Origin of the sequence: Saccharopolyspora kobensis (genome assembly GCF_900108315.1) — a bacterium.
In the GTDB taxonomy this organism is placed as follows: Bacteria; Actinomycetota; Actinomycetes; order Mycobacteriales; family Pseudonocardiaceae; genus Saccharopolyspora; species Saccharopolyspora kobensis.
Window position 1 is genome coordinate 828,381 of the sequence record NZ_FNVB01000004.1, and the last position, 16,506, is coordinate 844,886.

The 16,506-nt window shown below is 71.5% G+C and carries 17 protein-coding genes; 13 read left to right on the forward strand and 4 right to left on the reverse strand.

Annotated features, from left to right (window positions below; translation table 11 throughout):
* Window positions 1-31 precede the first annotated feature (31 nt).
* The 4 genes from alaS to C4T78_RS16675 are packed head-to-tail and all read left to right on the forward strand — an operon-like array spanning window position 32 to window position 5,211.
* Window positions 32-2,704, forward strand: coding sequence for an alanine--tRNA ligase (gene alaS / locus C4T78_RS16660; RefSeq protein ID WP_093345706.1), 2,673 nt, complete (start codon window positions 32-34; stop codon window positions 2,702-2,704).
* The gene (gene ruvX / locus C4T78_RS16665; protein WP_093345708.1) at window positions 2,701-3,171 is read left to right on the forward strand and encodes a Holliday junction resolvase RuvX; all 471 of its coding nucleotides are present in this window, start codon (window positions 2,701-2,703) and stop codon (window positions 3,169-3,171) included. Before alaS ends, ruvX begins: the two co-directional genes overlap by 4 nt.
* Window positions 3,168-4,370: an endolytic transglycosylase MltG gene (gene mltG, locus C4T78_RS16670; RefSeq protein WP_177247365.1), complete on the forward strand. Its 1,203-nt coding sequence runs from the start codon at window positions 3,168-3,170 to the stop codon at window positions 4,368-4,370. The genes ruvX and mltG overlap by 4 nt, the downstream gene beginning before the upstream one ends.
* Complete coding sequence (locus C4T78_RS16675) at window positions 4,360-5,211, forward strand: shikimate dehydrogenase (protein WP_093345711.1); 852 nt, start codon at window positions 4,360-4,362, stop codon at window positions 5,209-5,211. The genes mltG and C4T78_RS16675 overlap by 11 nt, the downstream gene beginning before the upstream one ends.
* A 190-nt stretch (window positions 5,212-5,401) precedes the next feature.
* Here C4T78_RS16675 and C4T78_RS16680 read toward each other — a convergent pair whose 3' ends face one another.
* Genes C4T78_RS16680 through C4T78_RS16690 form a run of 3 tightly spaced genes read right to left on the reverse strand, consistent with a single transcriptional unit; the run spans window position 5,402 to window position 7,773 of the window.
* Complete coding sequence (locus C4T78_RS16680) at window positions 5,402-5,674, reverse strand: HPr family phosphocarrier protein (RefSeq protein WP_093154052.1); 273 nt, start codon at window positions 5,672-5,674, stop codon at window positions 5,402-5,404.
* Window positions 5,675-5,720: 46 nt separating this feature from the next.
* Window positions 5,721-6,983, reverse strand: a complete 1,263-nt coding sequence (locus C4T78_RS16685) for a PTS transporter subunit EIIC (RefSeq protein WP_093345713.1) — start codon at window positions 6,981-6,983, stop codon at window positions 5,721-5,723.
* A gap of 52 nt (window positions 6,984-7,035) precedes the next feature.
* Window positions 7,036-7,773, reverse strand: a complete 738-nt coding sequence (locus C4T78_RS16690) for a GntR family transcriptional regulator (RefSeq protein ID WP_093348262.1) — start codon at window positions 7,771-7,773, stop codon at window positions 7,036-7,038.
* Between the two features lie 343 nt (window positions 7,774-8,116).
* Here C4T78_RS16690 and C4T78_RS16695 point away from each other — a divergent pair, with 343 nt between their 5' ends.
* The 9 genes from C4T78_RS16695 to C4T78_RS16735 all read left to right on the forward strand — a co-directional run bounded on the left by C4T78_RS16695 (window position 8,117) and on the right by C4T78_RS16735 (window position 15,449).
* Entirely contained in the window at window positions 8,117-8,353 is a 237-nt protein-coding gene (locus tag C4T78_RS16695) for a PTS sugar transporter subunit IIB (protein ID WP_093154057.1), read from the forward strand.
* Window positions 8,350-8,805 carry a PTS sugar transporter subunit IIA gene (locus C4T78_RS16700; RefSeq protein ID WP_093345716.1) on the forward strand — a complete coding sequence of 152 codons (456 nt, stop codon included), beginning with the start codon at window positions 8,350-8,352 and terminating at the stop codon, window positions 8,803-8,805. Before C4T78_RS16695 ends, C4T78_RS16700 begins: the two co-directional genes overlap by 4 nt.
* 367 nt (window positions 8,806-9,172) lie before the next feature.
* A complete protein-coding gene (locus tag C4T78_RS16705) occupies window positions 9,173-9,667 on the forward strand; it encodes a prepilin peptidase (protein ID WP_235862972.1) in 495 nt (164 codons plus the stop codon).
* Window positions 9,668-9,720: 53 nt separating this feature from the next.
* Entirely contained in the window at window positions 9,721-10,926 is a 1,206-nt protein-coding gene (aroC, locus tag C4T78_RS16710; RefSeq protein ID WP_093345719.1) for a chorismate synthase, read from the forward strand.
* On the forward strand, window positions 10,926-11,438 hold the full coding sequence (locus C4T78_RS16715; protein ID WP_093345721.1) for a shikimate kinase: 513 nt from the start codon (window positions 10,926-10,928) through the stop codon (window positions 11,436-11,438). The genes aroC and C4T78_RS16715 overlap by 1 nt, the downstream gene beginning before the upstream one ends.
* A 74-nt stretch (window positions 11,439-11,512) precedes the next feature.
* Window positions 11,513-12,619 carry a 3-dehydroquinate synthase gene (gene aroB, locus C4T78_RS16720; protein ID WP_093348267.1) on the forward strand — a complete coding sequence of 369 codons (1,107 nt, stop codon included), beginning with the start codon at window positions 11,513-11,515 and terminating at the stop codon, window positions 12,617-12,619.
* The gene (gene aroQ, locus C4T78_RS16725; RefSeq protein ID WP_093345724.1) at window positions 12,616-13,050 is read left to right on the forward strand and encodes a type II 3-dehydroquinate dehydratase; all 435 of its coding nucleotides are present in this window, start codon (window positions 12,616-12,618) and stop codon (window positions 13,048-13,050) included. Before aroB ends, aroQ begins: the two co-directional genes overlap by 4 nt.
* Window positions 13,051-13,077: 27 nt before the next feature.
* Window positions 13,078-14,544: a glycoside hydrolase family protein gene (locus C4T78_RS16730; protein WP_235862973.1), complete on the forward strand. Its 1,467-nt coding sequence runs from the start codon at window positions 13,078-13,080 to the stop codon at window positions 14,542-14,544.
* Window positions 14,545-14,789: 245 nt separating this feature from the next.
* Window positions 14,790-15,449, forward strand: a complete 660-nt coding sequence (locus C4T78_RS16735; protein ID WP_093345726.1) for a DUF4232 domain-containing protein — start codon at window positions 14,790-14,792, stop codon at window positions 15,447-15,449.
* Window position 15,450: 1 nt separating this feature from the next.
* Here C4T78_RS16735 and C4T78_RS16740 read toward each other — a convergent pair whose 3' ends face one another.
* Complete coding sequence (locus tag C4T78_RS16740; protein ID WP_093345729.1) at window positions 15,451-16,416, reverse strand: GlxA family transcriptional regulator; 966 nt, start codon at window positions 16,414-16,416, stop codon at window positions 15,451-15,453.
* Window positions 16,417-16,506: the final 90 nt, after the last annotated feature.

Sequence of the window (16,506 nt, forward strand, 5' to 3'; positions counted from 1 at the left end):
TCCGACACCTGAGCTCCCCGAGGATCCCACCGTGCAGACCCACGAGATCAACAGCCGATTCACCGAGCACTTCCGCAGCCGCGGCCACACCGTGGTGCCCAGCGCCTCGCTGATCCTGGACGACCCGACGCTGCTGTTCGTCAACGCCGGGATGGTCCAGTTCAAGCCCTACTTCCTGGGCGAGGCCCCGGCGCCGTACCCGCGCGCCACCAGCATCCAGAAGTGCGTGCGCACCGGCGACATCGACGAGGTCGGCAAGACCACCCGGCACAACACGTTCTTCCAGATGGCGGGCAACTTCTCCTTCGGCGATTACTTCAAAGAAGGCGCCATGCAGTTCGCCTGGGAGCTGCTGACCAAGTCCCAGTCCGATGGCGGCTACGGCTTCGACCCGGAGCGGCTGTGGGTCACCGTCTACGAGAAGGACGCCCAGGCGCGGCAGCTCTGGCAGGACGTCGTCGGCGTCCCGGCCGAGCGGATCCAGGAGCGCGACGGCAAGGACAACTACTGGGACATGGGCGTGCCCGGTCCCGGCGGTCCGTGCTCGGAGATCTACTTCGACCGCGGCCCGAAGTACGGCCGCGAGGGCGGCCCGGTCGCCGACGAGGACCGCTACATCGAGATCTGGAACCTGGTGTTCATGCAGGACATCAGGGGTGAGCTCTCGCCGAAGCTCGGGCACGAGCCGATCGGCACGCTGCCCAGCAAGAACATCGACACCGGCATGGGCGTCGAGCGGGTGGCCTGCCTGCTGCAGGGCGTGGAGAACGTCTACGAGACCGACCTGGTCCGCCCGGTCATCGCCAAGGCCGAGGAGCTCTCCGGCCGTCGCTACGGCGCGAACGACGAGGACGACGTGCGCTTCCGCGTCATCGCCGACCACGCCCGCTCCGGCGTGATGCTGGTCGGCGACGGCGTGACGCCCGGCAACGAGGCCCGCGGCTACGTGCTGCGCCGGTTGCTGCGCCGGATCATCCGCTCCACCCGCCTGCTGGGCGTGCAGGAGCCGGTGCTCGGTGAGTTCAGCAAGGTCGTGCGCGACGCGATGGCGCCGAGCTACCCGGAGCTGGTCACCGAGTTCGACCGCATCGACTCGGTGATGCGCAACGAGGAAGAGGCCTTCCTGACCACCCTGACCGCCGGGTCGAAGATCTTCGACGTGGCGGTGGCCGAGACCAAGAAGGCCGGCGGCGGCCAGCTCTCCGGGGACAAGGCCTTCCAGCTGCACGACACCTACGGCTTCCCGATCGACCTGACCCTGGAGATGGCCTCCGAGCAGGGCCTGAGCGTCGACGAGCAGGGCTTCCGGGACCTGATGGCCGAGCAGCGCCGCCGGGCCAAGGAGGACGCCAAGGCGCGCAAGACCGGCCACGGCGACCTGTCCACCTACCGCACGCTGCTGGACGAGCACGGCACCACCGAGTTCATCGGCTACACCGACCTGCAGTCGCACAGCCGGGTGCTGGGCCTGCTGGTGGACGGTCAGCCGGCGAAGTCCGCGGCCGCGGGCAGCGAGGTCGAGCTGGTGCTGGACCGCACCCCGTTCTACGCCGAGGGCGGTGGCCAGATCGCCGACACCGGTCGGCTGGTCGGCCCCGGCGTGGCCGTCGAGGTGCACGACGTGCAGCGCGCGGTGCCGGGCCTGTTCGTGCACCGCGCCAAGGTCGTCGAGGGCGAGCTCGGCGTGGACACCATGCTGGAGGCCGCGGTCGACCAGGCCCGCCGCCACGCGATCGAGCGCTCCCACTCCGCGACGCACCTGGTGCACGCGGCGGTGCGCAGCGCCTACGGCAAGCGCGCGGCGCAGGCCGGTTCGCTGAACTCGCCGGGCCGGATGCGGTTCGACTTCACCGCCCCGTCGGCGGTCTCGGCGGGCGTGCTCGCGGGCGTCGAGGAAGAGGTCAACGACTACCTGCAGAGCGACGTCGAGGTGCAGACCTTCACCACCACGATGGACCGGGCCATGGAGCTCGGCGCGGTCGCGCTGTTCGGCGAGAAGTACGGCGACCAGGTCCGCGTCGTGGACATGGGCGACTACTCCCGCGAGCTGTGCGGTGGCACCCACGTGCCCCGCATCGGCCGCCTCGGCGTGGTCAAGCTGGTCGGCGACTCCTCGGTGGGTTCGGGCGTGCACCGCGTCGAAGCGCTGGTCGGCATGGACGCGATGCGCCACATCAGCAAGGAGCACCTGCTGGTCAGCCAGCTGGCCGAGCAGTTCAAGGTGCCCGCCGACGAGCTGCCGGAGCGCATCAACGGCGTGGTCTCCCGGCTGAAGGCCGCGGAGAAGGAGATCCAGCAGCTGCGCGTCGCGCAGGTCCTGCAGTCCGCCGGTGAGCTCGCCGAGAAGGGCACCGACGTGCACGGCGTGACCGTGGTCGCCGAGCAGGTGCCCGACGGCGTGGACGGCGGTGCGCTGCGCGCGCTGGCCGGCGAGATCCGCGGCCGGCTCGGCTCCCGCCCCTCCGTGGTGGCGCTTTTCTCGGCCGACGAGGGCAAGGTCAGCTTCGTGGTCGGCGTCAGCGACGCGGCCCGCGACCAGGGCCTCGCGGCCGGCAAGCTGGTGCCCGGCTTCGCCGCCGAGGTCGGCGGTCGCGGTGGCGGCAAGCCGGACATGGCGCAGGGCGGCGGCTCGAACCCGGCCGGGATCACCGCCGCGATCGGCGCGCTGCGCAAGGCGGTCGACCAGGTGGTGGCTGGCGGGTGAGCGAGCACCAGCGGGCGGAACCCGGACCGGGGCGTCGGCTAGGTGTCGACGTCGGTGCGGTCCGGGTGGGTGTCGCGCTCAGCGACCCCGCCCCGATGCTGGCCACCCCGCTGGTGACCCTGAAGCGGGACGAGGCGGGCGGCAGCGATCTGGCGCGGCTCGCCGAACTCGTCACCGAGCACGACGTGGTGGAAGTCGTGGTGGGCATGCCCAAGACGCTGGCAGGCCGCCACGGCGCCGCCGCGGAGATCGCGCAGTCCTACGGCACGGCGCTCGCGGAGCGCATCGCGCCGGTGCCGGTGCGGTTCGCCGACGAGCGGTTGACCACCGTGACCGCCAGCCGGATGCTTTCGCAGCGGGGGGTCAAGGGGAAGAAGCAGCGCGCCGTGGTGGACCAGGCGGCTGCGGTGGAGATCTTGCAGGCGTTCTTGGACGGTCGGGGGAAGACGCGAGAGGACCTTTCGTGACCGACGAACTCGGACTGTTCGCCGACGAGCCCGACGACAGGAGGCGACGAGCCCCCGACCCGGAGCGCTTCCGCCGCCGCAAGCGCCGCCGCCTGGTGACCGCGCTGGCCGGGCTGTTCGTGCTGGTGCTGGTGGGCGTCGGCGTCCTCTACGGCGCCAGCCAGATCATGCAGATCGGCGCCTACGACGACTACGACGGCGAGGGCACCGGTGACGTGGTCATCGAGGTCAAGGCCGGCGACACCGTCAGCGCCATCGGTCGCACCCTCTCCCAGCAGGACGTGGTGGCCAGCACCAAGGCGTTCACCAAGGCCGCCGAGGAGAACCGGCAGATCAACAGCATCCAGCCGGGCTACTACCTGATGCGCGGCAAGATGTCCGGCGAGGCCGCCGTGGCGCACATCCTGTCGCCGAAGGCGAAGGTCGGCCGGGTGGACATCCGCGGCGGCATGCGGCTGGAGGACCAGCTCGCGCCCAACAACGGGCACACGCCGGGCATCCTGACCAAGCTCGCCGAAGCCACCTGCGCCGGTGAGAACCCGACGTGCGCCACCTCCGAGGAGATGCACCACATCGCCGCGACCGCCGACCTGAAGTCGCTGGGCGTGCCGGACTGGGCGATCGAGGGCGCCTCGCGGGCCGAGCCGAAGCGGCGGCTGGAAGGCCTGATCATGCCCGGCATCTACGACGTCAAGCCGGGCGAGTCCGCGGAGAACGTGCTGCGCGACGTGGTCACCCGCTCCGCGGCGGCGCTGGAGGCCGCGGGCCTGCCGCAGCGGGCGGAGGGCACCAAGCACTCCGCCTACGAGCTGCTGATCATCGGCTCGATCGTGCAGAGCGAAGCGATCACGAAGGACTTCGGCCAGGTCGCGCGGGTCATCGAGAACCGGCTCACGCACCCGGTCATGGAGCTCGGCATGGACTCCACGATCAACTACCCGCTGGACAAGCCGAGCCTGCTGACCGATCCGAAGGACCGCGACCGGCCGGGACCGTACAACACGTACCTGAACTTCGGGCTGCCGCCGACGCCGATCTCGACGGCCAGCAAGGAAGCGCTGGAGGCCGCGGAGAACCCGACCGAGGGCAACTGGCGGTTCTTCGTGAAGTGCTACCCGGACGGCACGTCGTGCTTCGCCGAGACCTTCGACCAGCACCGGGCCTACATCGAGGAAGCGCGGGCCCGCGGTGCCTTCTGATCAGCGACGGGCGGCGGTGCTCGGTTCTCCGATCGAGCACTCGCTGTCCCCGATCCTGCACGGATCCGCTTACGCCGCACTGGGATTGAGCGGCTGGACCTACGAGCGGGTGGAGGCCGACGAGCGGCAGCTGGTCGAGTTCGTCGCCGGGTTGGGCCCCGAGTGGGCCGGGCTGTCGGTGACGATGCCGGGCAAGCGCGCGGCGTTGCGCGTCGCCGACGAGGTCAGCGCGCGGGCCGAAGCGGTCGGCGCGGCGAACACGCTGGTGCACCGGGCCGACGGCAGCTGGGCCGCGGACTGCACCGACGTCGACGGAGTCGTCGGAGCGCTGCGCGCGGCCGGCGGCTTCTACACCGGGCACAGCGGCCTGATCCTGGGAGCGGGCGGCACCGCCGCCGCGACCCTGGCGGCCTTCGCGGAGCTCGGCCTGCGCCGGGCGACGATCGCGGTGCGCGAGCCCGCGCGAGCGCGCGAAGCGGCGGAGACCGCGGAGCGGGTGGGGCTGGAGGTGCGCGTGGAGCGGCTGGACCGCGTCGCGCTCGCGGACGTCGCGGCAGCGGCGGACGTCGTGGTGTCGACGCTGCCGGCGGGGGCGCTCGGAGAGCGCGCGGCGGAGCTGGCGAAGGCCGCTTGCGTGCTCGACGTGGTCTACCACCCGTGGCCGACGCCACTGGCTGCGGCGGTGACCGCGGCGGGCGGTCGGGTGGCGACGGGCCTGGACATGCTGCTGCACCAGGCGTTCGGCCAGGTCGAGCAGTTCACCGGCCGCCGCGCGCCCCGCCAGGTGATGCGCGACGCCCTGGCCGAGGCCACCGGCAACGAGCTCCCGCTCCCGCTCTGACGCAATTTCAATGGAAATTGCACGTCTGATTTCCATTGAAATTGCGCAGTTCCGGACGCACCGCCGGTGTGTCGGGTGCCCGACGCGCCGACACCGCCCGCGAGTTCCGATGTCCGACTTCCGTTGGAGTCGCGTACGACGACGGCCCCTCCGCTCGATGCGGAGGGGCCGTCGTCGTCGGGGTGGGACCTCAGTTGGCGTTGTCCAGGTCGGTGGCGACCAGCTGGGCGATGTGGTCCAGCGCCGCTTCGGCGCCCTCGCCTGCGGCCTCCAGCACGACCTCGTCGCCGAAGGCCGCGCCCAAGGTCATCAGGCCCAGGATGCTGCCCGCCTCCACCGGCTTGGTGTCGTCCTTGCGGATCGTGATCTTCACCGGCTGCGCCGCGGCGGCCTTCGCCACCAGGGCCGCGGGCCGGGCGTGCAGGCCGACCTTGCTGGCCACGGTGACCCGTCGCTCGAACATTGAGCTCTCCGTTCGTCGGGGGAAATCGGGAAAACGGTTGCCGGGGTCAGTTCTTCTCGGGGCCCGACTTGGCCTTCCCCTCGGCATTATCCGTGCTGGTCTCGGCCGTGTCGTTGTCGTCATCCTCACGGCCCGGAGTGCGCAGGTTCCACTTCGTGATCACGAACCGGAACACGAAGTAGTAGATGACCGCGTAGCCGAGGCCGATCGGGATCAGCCACAGCGAGTTGGTCGAGATGCCGAAGTTCAGCACGTAGTCGATGGCGCCCGCGGAGAAGCCGAACCCGGAGTGGATGTCCAGGAAGTTGACCAGCATGTGCGCGCTGCCGGTGAGCACCGCGTGCACCAGCAGCAGCGGCCAGGCCACGAAGATGAACGAGAACTCCAGCGGCTCGGTGATGCCCGTGAGGAACGCGGTCAGCGCGGTCGAGAGCATCACGCCGCCGACGATCTTGCGCTGCGACGGCTTGGCGCACTGCCAGATGGCCAGCGCGGCGGCGGGCAGGGCGAACATGAAGATCGGGAAGAAACCGGTCATGAAGGTGCCCGCGGTGGGGTCACCGGCGAAGAAGCGGGAGATGTCGCCCTTCTCGCCGTGGTAGTCGCCGAAGAGGAACCAGACCACGTTGTTCGGGATGTGGTGCAGGCCGAACGGCAGCAGGAGCCGGTTGACCACGCCGTAGATGCCGCCGCCGATCACCGCGTTCTGGGTGACGGCGTTGCTGAAGGCGGTCAGCCCGGCGTCGAAGATCGGGTAGAGCAGGCCGAGGACGACGCCGATGAGCAGCGTGGCCACCGCGGTGACGATCGGCACGAACCGGCGACCGCCGAAGAAGCCCAGGTAGGCGGGCAGCTTGATGCGGTGGTACTTCTGCCACAGCACGGCCGCCACGATGCCGGCGATGATGCCGCCGAGCACGCCGTAGGGGCCCTTGTTGTAGACCGTGCCGTCCTCGGTCCCGGTGATCTTCCACATCACCCCGGCCAGCACCAGGTAGCCGACCGCCGCGGACAGCGCGGTGGACCCGTCGGCCTTCTTCGCGAAGCCGATCGCGACACCGATCGCGAACAGGATCGGCAGGTTGTCGAACAGCACACCACCCGCGGCACCGACCACGTCGGCGACCGGCAGCAGCCAGGACAGCGCGCCGCCGAGCCCGTCGGCGCCGAGCAGGTCGTCCTGGCCAAGGCGCATCAGTAGCGCGGCGGCGGGTAGGACGGCGATGGGCAGCATGAGGCTCCGGCCCAGCCGCTGCAGCTGAGCGAGCCCCTTCTTGTTGCCCTTCGCCGCTGGGGCGCTGGCACTCATCGTTACCTCCTGTGTCGTGGACACCGAGTCTTCGGGGGATCCGGCTCGAGGATCAGGTGGGCCGGATGGTCGGGCGGTGCTGGCCGGAACCGCTCGGGTCGCGGTCCAGCTGCATGGTGACCTGGTACAGATCGCCGCGGTACCAGGAAGTCATGTCCTCGATCGGGCGGCCCTGCGCGGTGGCGATCCGGCGGAACACCAGGACCGGGCTGCCGGGGCGCACCCCGAGCAGCCGGGCCGTGTCGGCGTCGGCGCCTTCGGCCAGCACGGTCTGGGTGCCGGTCTCCAGCTGCACGCCGTAGCGGCGGTCCAGCAGGGTGTACATCGAGTCGGTCAGGTCCTGGTGGAGGAGGCCGGGCAGCAGCCCGGCGTGGTACCAGCCGCGCTCCACCGCCATCGGGGCTCCGTCGGCCTTGCGCAGCCGGTGGAGCCAGTACGCGGTCCCGCGGGGAGCGAGACCGAGCGCTTCGGCGGTGTCCTCGGGCGGGATCGCCTCGGCGGCCTCCAGCAGCACGGTCTCCGGGTGCATGCCGCGGCGGAGCATGTCCTCGGTGAACGAGGCGAGGTGCAGCTGGGAGTCCACTCGGGGCCGGGTGGTGAAGGTGCCCTTGCCGCGCACCCGCACCAGCAGTCCTTCGGCGACCAGCTGACCGACGGCTTCGCGCACGGTCAGCCGCGAGACGCCGTAGCGGACCGCGAGTTCGCGCTCGGAGGGAACGGGTGAGCCGGGGAGCAGCTCCTCGCTCGCCAGCGTGCGCAGGATCTCCCGCAGCTGGGCGTGCTTGGGCATCGGGCCGTCGCGCAGCACACCTTCAGCGCGTCGACTCTCGTCTGCGGTTCCCCGCGCGGCCACGTTGCCTCCACCGGTCCTGCTGCTCCGCCGCCCGGCGCCTTGTGGACGCCGGTCACCGGGTTGAACATTGGCGGATCACCGCCGCGTTCGCCCGGTGCTGTTGACCGACCGCACCGAGTTGGTACTGTCCGGTCTAAACCAGTCGGTTGCGAACAATGCGCCGTCATGCGATCGGGTGTCAAGGCGGCTTCGATTTCGTTGCCGCATCGACACCGAGTGGCGCAAGATCGTCGCGACGCGGTCGCTCCGCGTCGTTGGTACGGGAGGAAGGGAGCACGCGGTGGCTCAGGACAAGGCCGCGGCGATCCTGGCCGCGCTCGGCGGCGGGGACAACGTGGTGGAGATCGAGCCGTGCATCACGCGGCTTCGCTGCGAGGTCGAGGACGGCTCGTTGATCGACGAGGCGGCGCTGAAGGCGGCCGGCGCGCACGGCGTCATGAAGCAGGGCACGGTCGTGCAGGTCGTGGTGGGCCCGGAGGCGGACACCCTGGCCGAGGACATCGAGGACCTGCGGTGAGCGTCGAGGTCGGCAGCCCGGTGGCCGGCCTGGCCACCGCGCTCGGCGAGGTGCCGGACCCGGTGTTCTCGCAGGCCATGGTCGGGCCGGGGATGGCGATCAAGCCGTCCGGCGGGCGGGCCGACGCCGTCGCGCCGATCGCGGGCGCGGTGATGACGCTGCACCCGCACGCGTTCGTGATCGCTTCGTCCGGTGGCACCGCGGTCCTGGTGCACCTGGGCATCGACACGGTCAAGCTCAAGGGCGAGGGCTTCGAGCTGCACGTGGCCAAGGGCGACGTGGTCGAGGCGGGCCAGCGCATCGTCAGCTGGGACCCGACCGAGGTGGAGTCGCACGGCTACTCGTCGATCTGCCCGGTGATCGCCCTGGAGGTGGCGCCCGAGGCGTTGGCGGACCTCCGCGAGGACGGCCAGGTCGCCACCGGCGACGTCCTCTTCACGGTCTCCGCCTGAAAACTCCCCGATCGGGGCACGGACGAAGGGCACCGCCGACCGGCACCACCCGGTCAGCGGTGCCCTTCGCCATCGAAACCCCAGGTGGTGGTCGATTTCGCGAGAAGTCGACGTTCACCCGGGTGATGGGCGGTTTCGTGCGGAGCTGGCACTGCGCCCCCCCGCTCGGAGCCGGTGGTGGGGTCCCGACATGCGGGTGTTCGGCGTCGTGGTGCCGGGGTGGGGCGGGCCGCGGGGTGATCGTGGCCGCATGGTTGTCGCGATCGGGATCTTCGGGGGCGTTGTCGGGTTCGGTGCCGGGTGGTTCGGGCGGTGGGTGCTCGGGGTTGTTCGGCGAGGTGTGGTGGCGCCCCGGTGGTGGTGCGAGGTGGGCGTCGGAGTCCTGTGGGCCGCGGTGGCGGTGCGGATCGCCGGTGGGATGCCCTGGTGGTGGGCGGGCGTTCCGCTCGTGGTCGGGTGGGGCGGCGTGCTGCTGTCGGTGTGCGACATCCGCGCCTACCGGCTGCCGGACGTGTTCACGTTGCCCGCTTACCCGGTGGTGTTGGCGCTGGTCGGCGTCGCGTCGGTGCACCGGCCCGGGGTGTGGGCCGGTGCGATCGGTGGCGGGGTGCTCTTCGGCGGGGTCTACCTGCTGGTGCGGGTGGTGCGGCCGGAGGCGATGGGGCCGGGCGATGTGAAGCTGGCCGGGAGCCTGGGGCTGGTGGTGGGCGCGGTGTCCATCGGGGCGGTGCCGGCCGTGATCGCCGCGGCGGCGCTCGGCACGCTGGTCGCGGCTTCGCGGTGGGGGCGCGGGGCGATTCCGCACGGGCCGGCCGCGCTCGTTCCCGCGTGGCTGGTCACCGCGTTCGCGCCGTGGCCGTGAACTGGGCACCCGGCCGGGTTCACCGGCGACCGAACGTGGCAGGATCTACAGGTGTGCTGCGCTGGATGACCGCTGGAGAATCGCATGGCCCCGCCCTGGTGGCGGTGTTGGAAGGCATGGTGGCCGGAGTCGAGGTGACCTCGACCGACATCGCGACCCAGTTGGAGCGCCGCAAGCTGGGGTTCGGCCGGAGCCCGCGGATGAACTTCGAGGCCGACGAGCTGGAGATCATCGGCGGTGTCCGCCACGGGCGCACCCAGGGCGGCCCGATCGCGGTCCGCATCGGCAACACCGAGTGGCCCAAGTGGGAGCAGGTGATGGCCGCCGACCCGGTCGACGAGGACGTGCTGGCCTCGCTGGCCCGCAACGCGCCGCTGACCCGCCCGCGGCCCGGTCACGCCGACCTCGCCGGGATGCAGAAGTACGGCTTCGACGAGGCCCGCCCGGTGCTGGAGCGCGCCAGCGCCCGCGAGACCGCGGCCCGCGTCGCCGTCGGCACGGTGGCCCGCCAGTTCTTGAAGCAGCTGCTCGGCGTGGAGATCGTCAGCCACGTGGTCAGCCTGGGCGGCGTGGACGCCGAGCACGACGTGCTGCCCGGCCCGGACGACCTGGCCGCGATCGACGAGAACCCGGTGCGGGCCTTCGGCGACGCCGCGACCGAGCGGATGATGGCCGAGGTCGACGCGGCCAAGAAGGACGGCGACACGCTCGGCGGCGTGGTCGAGGTGATCGCCTACGGGCTGCCGCCGGGCATCGGCTCGCACGTGCACTGGGACCGCAAGCTCGACGCCCGGTTGGCCGGTGCGCTGATGAGCATCCAGGCGATCAAGGGCGTGGAGATCGGCGAGGGCTTCGCCAACGCGCACCGCCGGGGCAGCGCCGCGCACGACGAGATCTACCCCGACGAGGGCGCGAAGTGGGTGCACCGCGGCAGCAACCGGGCCGGTGGCCTGGAGGGCGGCATCACCAACGGCGAGCCGCTGATCGTGCGCGCCGCCAAGAAGCCGATCTCCAGCCTGCCGCGCGCACTGGCCACTGTGGACGTGGTGACCGGTGAGCCCGCGCAGGCGATGCACCAGCGCTCGGACATCACCGCGGTGCCGCGCGCGGCGGTGGTCGCCGAGACGATGGTCGCGCTGGTGCTGGCCGAGGCCGCGCTGGAGAAGTTCGGCGGCGACTCGCTGCCGGAGACCCGGCGCAACGTCGAGGGCTACCTGACCGGTCTGCGCGAGCGCGCCGAGAAGCGGCAGGCGCGGTGATGGCGCCACGGGCAGTGGTGGTCGGCCCGCCGGGCGCGGGCAAGACGACGATCGGCCGGTTGCTGGCGCAGCAGCTGGAGGTCGACTTCCGCGACACCGACGAGGACGTGGTGCGCACCAGCGGCCGGGCCATCGCCGACATCTTCGCCAGCGACGGCGAGCCCGCGTTCCGGGCGATGGAGGAAGCCGCCGTCGAGACCGCGCTGCGGGAGCACGACGGGGTGCTGGCGCTGGGCGGCGGTGCGGTGCTCTCCGAGCGCACCCGCGAGCTGCTGGCCGGGCACCAGGTGGTGTTCCTGTCGGTCGGCCTCGCCGAAGGCGCCAAGCGCGTCGGGCTGTCCACCGCGCGGCCGCTGCTGGCCGGGGTGAACCCGCGCGCCACCTTCAAGGCGCTGCTCGACGCCCGGATGCCGATCTACCGCTCGGTGGCCGCGATCGAGATCGCCACTGACCACATCGCACCCGACGAGGTCGTGGCGCAGGTCGTGGCTGCGCTGTCCGCGCGCACCTGACGCTGTCGGCCCCGCCGCGCGGACGGCTTTGCGTACTCTCTTTGTCCAGAACCGCCTTCACCGAAGGGACGATGATGACCGAACCGGTGCGGATCAGGGTTGCCGGGCAGCAGCCCTACGACGTGGTGGTCGGCCGGGGGCTGCTCGGCGAACTCGTCGACTACCTGCGCGACGCATCGTCGGTGGCGCTGGTGCACCAGCCCACCATCACCGCGACCGTCGAGGCGGTGCGCGAGGAGCTGACCGAGGCCGGGGTGGACGCCCACCGGGTGGAGATCCCCGACGCCGAGGACGGCAAGAGCCTGCAGGTCGCCGGGTTCTGCTGGGGAGTGCTCGGCAAGATCGGCATGGACCGCGGCGGTGTGGTGGTGTCCTTCGGCGGCGGTGCGGTCACCGACGTGGCCGGGTTCGTGGCGGGCACCTGGATGCGCGGGGTGCGGGTGGTGCACGTGCCGACCACGCTGCTGGGCATGGTCGACGCCGCGGTCGGCGGCAAGACCGGCATCAACACCGACGCGGGCAAGAACCTCGTCGGGCTCTTCCACGAGCCGAGCCTGGTACTCGCCGACCTGGCGACGCTGGAGGGCCTGCCGCGCAACGAGCTGATCGCGGGCATGGCCGAGATCGTCAAGGCCGGGTTCATCGCCGACCCGGAGATCCTGCGGCTGATCGAGGCCGACCCGGAGGCCGCCACCGATCCGGCGGGCGAGGTGCTCGGCGAGCTGGTGCGCCGGTCGATCCAGGTCAAGGCCGACGTGGTCGCCGCGGACCTGAAGGAATCGCACCTGCGCGAGGTGCTCAACTACGGGCACACCCTGGCGCACGCCATCGAGCGGCGGGAGCGCTACCGGTGGCGGCACGGCGCCGCGGTCAGCGTCGGCCTGGTGTTCGCCGCCGAGCTGGCGCGGCTGGCCGGCCGGCTCGACGACGAGACCGCCGACCGGCACAAGCGGGTGCTGGACATGCTGGGCCTGCCCACCAGCTACGACCCGGACGCGCTCGGCCAGCTGCTGGAAGGCATGAAGGTGGACAAGAAGAACCGCGCGGGCGTGCTGCGGTTCGTGGTGCTCGACGGGCTGGCCAAGCCCGGTCGGCTGGAGGGCCCGGACCCGTCGCTGATCGCCGCCGCCTACTCCGCGGTGACCGGTGGCGAGGCCAAGTCCACGGGGATCCTGCTGTGAAGGTGCTGGTGCTCAACGGCCCCAACCTCGGGCGGCTGGGCAAGCGGGAGCCCTCGGTCTACGGCAGCACCACCTACGCCGATCTGGTCGCGATGTGCGAGCGCGCGGGTGAGGAGCTCGGTGTCGAGGTCGAGGTGCGCCAGACCGACCACGAGGGCGAGATGGTGCAGTGGCTGCACCAGGCCGCCGACGAGCGGTGGCCGGTCGTGCTCAACGCCGGTGCCTGGACGCACTACTCGATCGCGGTGCGCGACGCGGCGGCGCAGCTGGACGCCGACCTGATCGAGCTGCACATCTCCAACGTGCACAAGCGCGAGGAGTTCCGGCACACCAGCTACCTGTCGGACATCTCCACCGCGGTGGTGGCCGGTCTCGGGGTCGCGGGCTACCCGCTGGCGATCCGCTGGCTGGCCGAGCACGCGAGCGCGTAGGCGCGCCCGGTTCTGGGGGAGGGCGTGGTGCGGGGATCGTGGCGCTGGGCGGCGGGGCTGGTCTGCGTGCCGCTGCTGGCCGGTTGCACGCAGGTGTCGGGCACGCCCGGCGCTCAGCCGAGCGTCGAATCGCGGGCCCAGCCGGGCCGGTTGCCCATCGACCTGGAGGTCGGTGGGGAGCGCGCCAGCGGCGGCGTGGTGGTCTCGGGCGGCATGCCCGCGCCGTACAACTACGGGCCGACCGTGCTGGCCGACGGCGGGCAGTACCGGGTGTGGTGGTGCAGCCAGCTGCCGGGGATCGGCCCGCCCGGTGACGACGTCCTGCACGCCGCTTCGGGCAGTCCTGACGGGCCGTTCACCGATTCCGGCGGGGCGCCCGCGGTGCCGGTCTTCTCCGGGCAGCCGGGCGGTTTCGACGGCATGCACACCTGCGATCCGTCCGTGCTGAAGGTGGCCGACCGCTACTACCTGTACTACACCGGTGCGGCGGGCGACGATCACGCGCACGGCAATTCCATCGGCGTGGCCAGCAGCGCCGACGGGCGGTCCTGGCGGCGGGAGGCCGGCGGCGCGCCGATCGTCCGGCCGTCCGGCGAGGTGCACCGGGAGAACGCCTACGGTGCCGGGCAGCCCTCCGCGCTGTACCTGGACGGCTGGTTCTACCTGATGTTCACCGACACCACGGCCTCCGGAGCAGGCTGGAACGGCGCCGGGCAGTTCGTGCTCCGGGCGCGCGATCCGGAGTTCCGCTCGCAGCTGGAGGCGTTGACCGGGGAGGGGTTCCGGCCGGCCGGTGGCGCGCGAGCCCGTTCGGTGGTGGACGCCTTCAGCGCGGACTGGATGTGGGCGCCCGCGCTGGACGCGTTCGCGATCGCCCACCAGACCGCGGACGGCACGTCGGTCACCTTCTGGGACCGCGACTTCACCTCCCATCCCTACCCGCCGGTGCTGATCCCCGGCCCGTGGCAGGAGGGGCCGGGCCTGGTGCGCCGTCCCGACGGCACCGCTCCGGTGTCCACTTCGGACCCGTGCGGCACGGTTCCGCTGGACGTCCTGCGGGCCACCGCGCTGCTGCCCGCGCCGACCGACATCCGCCACTTCGGCATCGACGCAACCGGTTTCGAGGGGTGCGCCACGCCGGAGCAGGCGGCCGTGGTGCTCGACGGTTTCGCCGTGCCGTCACCGGCGCGCACCGTCGACGTGGTGCACGACGGGCAGCGCGTCCGGGTGGAGCGCCGCTCGGTGGCGGAGCTGCTGGTCACCGGTGTGCTCGACCGGCGGGTGTCCGCAGTGGACGAACTGCCGGTGGTCGGCACCATCGGGACCGGGGCCGAGGCGTTGCGCGCGCCGAGCGGCGAGGTCGCGCTGCTGGACGACGAAGGTCGACTGTGGACGGTCGCGCCCGAGGTGGCGGCGGCCAACGAATCACCGGTCACCGACGTCTCGCAACCGGAGTGGGACTCCCGCCCGCGCGGCGGCGACCTCCGCCGCTGAGCCCGCCGCCGTCGTCCGGAGTGCAATTTCAATTGAAATTTGACGTGTGATTTCAATTGAAATTGCGTTGTCGTCGGACGTGCGCCGGTGTGTCGGGGGTTCGGGGTGGTTTCGGGTAGTGACGGTTTGCCTCGTTTGGGCGGTGTGTTCGGTTCTACTCGGTGGTTGAGAAGTTTTGGTCGCAACCTTTTCTCGTGCCGGGCGTCTACTGATCGGCAAGACGGGGGCAAGGAAGGGTGAGAAGGATGAATCGGGCGAAGTTCCTCGCGGTTGCGGTGGCGGCGCTGGCGGTCGGGCTGACCGCGTGCAGCCCTGGCGGATCCGGCGAGCAAAACACGGTGAACAACGCCCAGCCCCCGGTCGTCCAGGACGATTCCGGTGGCAGCGCGGTGGATTCGCCGGCGAGCGACGAGACTCGGGACGAGACGCCCTCGTCGACCGTCGCCGCGTCGCCGGACGAGCCGGTCGGCGATCCGCTGTGCAAGGCCGCCGACCTCGCGCTGTCCTTCGGCGAGGGCGACGGCGCCACCGGTGGCCGCTACACGCCGCTGATCTTCACCAACACCAGCTCGCACAACTGCGTCATCCAGGGCTTCCCGGGGGTGTCCTACGTCGGCGGGGCCGACGGGCACCAGATCGGTGCGGACGCGTACCGGGACGGCAAGAAGGGCGGCGCGGTCAACATGGCACCCGGCGACAAGGCCTCGGCCATGATCAAGTTCACCACGGTGGAGAACTACGACCCCGACGAGTGCCGCATGGAGGTCGCCAAGGGCCTGCGGATCTACCCGCCGCAGGAGACCGCCTCGCTGTTCATCCCGTTCGACTTCGAGGAACACGGCTGCGCCAACCCGGAGAAGTCCCAGCTCAGCGTGCAGACCATCCAGGCGGGCGTCTCGCAGTAGTTCAGGAGCGGAAGGTTCGGCGGTAGGTGGCCGGGCTGGTGCCCAGGCGGTGGCGCAGGTGCTTGCGCAGCGAGGCCGCCGTGCTCAGCCCGGCCTGCTCGGCCACCGCGTCGATCGGCAGGTCCGTGGATTCCAGCAGGTGGCGGGCGTGCTCCAGGCGCTGCTGGAGCAGCCAGTCCATCGGGCTGGACCCGGTCTCGTCCCGGAACCGGCGGGTGAAGGTCCGCACGCTCGTCCCGGCGTGCGCGGCGATCTTGTCGAGGGTCAGCGGTTCGGCGAGGTGCCGCAGCAGCCAGGCGCGGGTGTTCGAGGTTCCGTTGCCGTCCGGCTCCGGCACCGGCCGCTCGATGTACTGGGCCTGGCCGCCTTCGCGCCACGGCGGCACCACGCTGGAGCGGGCCGCGCGGTTGGCCACCTCGCTGCCGTGGTCGCGGCGGATCACGTGCAGGCACAGGTCGATCCCGGCGGCCACCCCGGCCGAGGTGAGCACGTCGCCGTCGTCGACGAACAGCACGTCCGGATCCAGGTCGACCTCCGGGTACAGGCGGCGGAAGTCATCGGCGTACGCCCAGTGCGTGGTGGCGGGCCTGCCGTCGAGCATGCCCGCCGCGGCGAGCACGAACGCGCCGGTGCAGATCGACATGATCCGGGTGCGGGCGGGCAGTCCGGCCAGGTAGTCGGCCAGTTCCGGGTCCAGGCTGCCGTCGGTGCGCGGTCCTTCGACGTGGGTGCCGGGGATGATCAGCGTGTCCGGCGAGCGCAGGTGCTCCGGCCCGGCGCTGGGCAGGACGGCGAAGCCCTTGGTCGTGGAGATCGGCCCGCCGTCCAGGCTGCACACCTGGACGTCGTAGAGCTGCTCGCCGACCGCGTCGCGGGCGCCGCCGAAGATCTGCGACGGGATCGCGAGGTCGAAGCCGACGACCTCGGGCAGTCCCAGGACGGCGATCCGGTGCGGGCTGGTGGGCATGCCTGTTCCGCCTCTCCAGTGGTGGTTGCGTCCCGGGATCGAAGTCGCGTTTCGCGGTTTCTTGTGGCTGGGTTGAATCACGGGCCCCCG

Bases quoted from the DNA above. Each gene is read 5' to 3' on its own strand.
- C4T78_RS16680 (WP_093154052.1), bottom strand. From the start codon at position 5,674: ATGTTCGAGCGACGGGTCACCGTGGCCAGCAAGGTCGGCCTGCACGCC.
- C4T78_RS16685 (WP_093345713.1), bottom strand. From the start codon at position 6,983: ATGAGTGCCAGCGCCCCAGCGGCGAAGGGCAACAAGAAGGGGCTCGCT.
- C4T78_RS16690 (WP_093348262.1), bottom strand. From the start codon at position 7,773: ATGCCCAAGCACGCCCAGCTGCGGGAGATCCTGCGCACGCTGGCGAGC.
- C4T78_RS16715 (WP_093345721.1), top strand. From the start codon at position 10,926: ATGGCGCCACGGGCAGTGGTGGTCGGCCCGCCGGGCGCGGGCAAGACG.
- aroB (WP_093348267.1), top strand. From the start codon at position 11,513: ATGACCGAACCGGTGCGGATCAGGGTTGCCGGGCAGCAGCCCTACGAC.
- C4T78_RS16735 (WP_093345726.1), top strand. From the start codon at position 14,790: ATGAATCGGGCGAAGTTCCTCGCGGTTGCGGTGGCGGCGCTGGCGGTC.
- C4T78_RS16740 (WP_093345729.1), bottom strand. From the start codon at position 16,416: ATGCCCACCAGCCCGCACCGGATCGCCGTCCTGGGACTGCCCGAGGTC.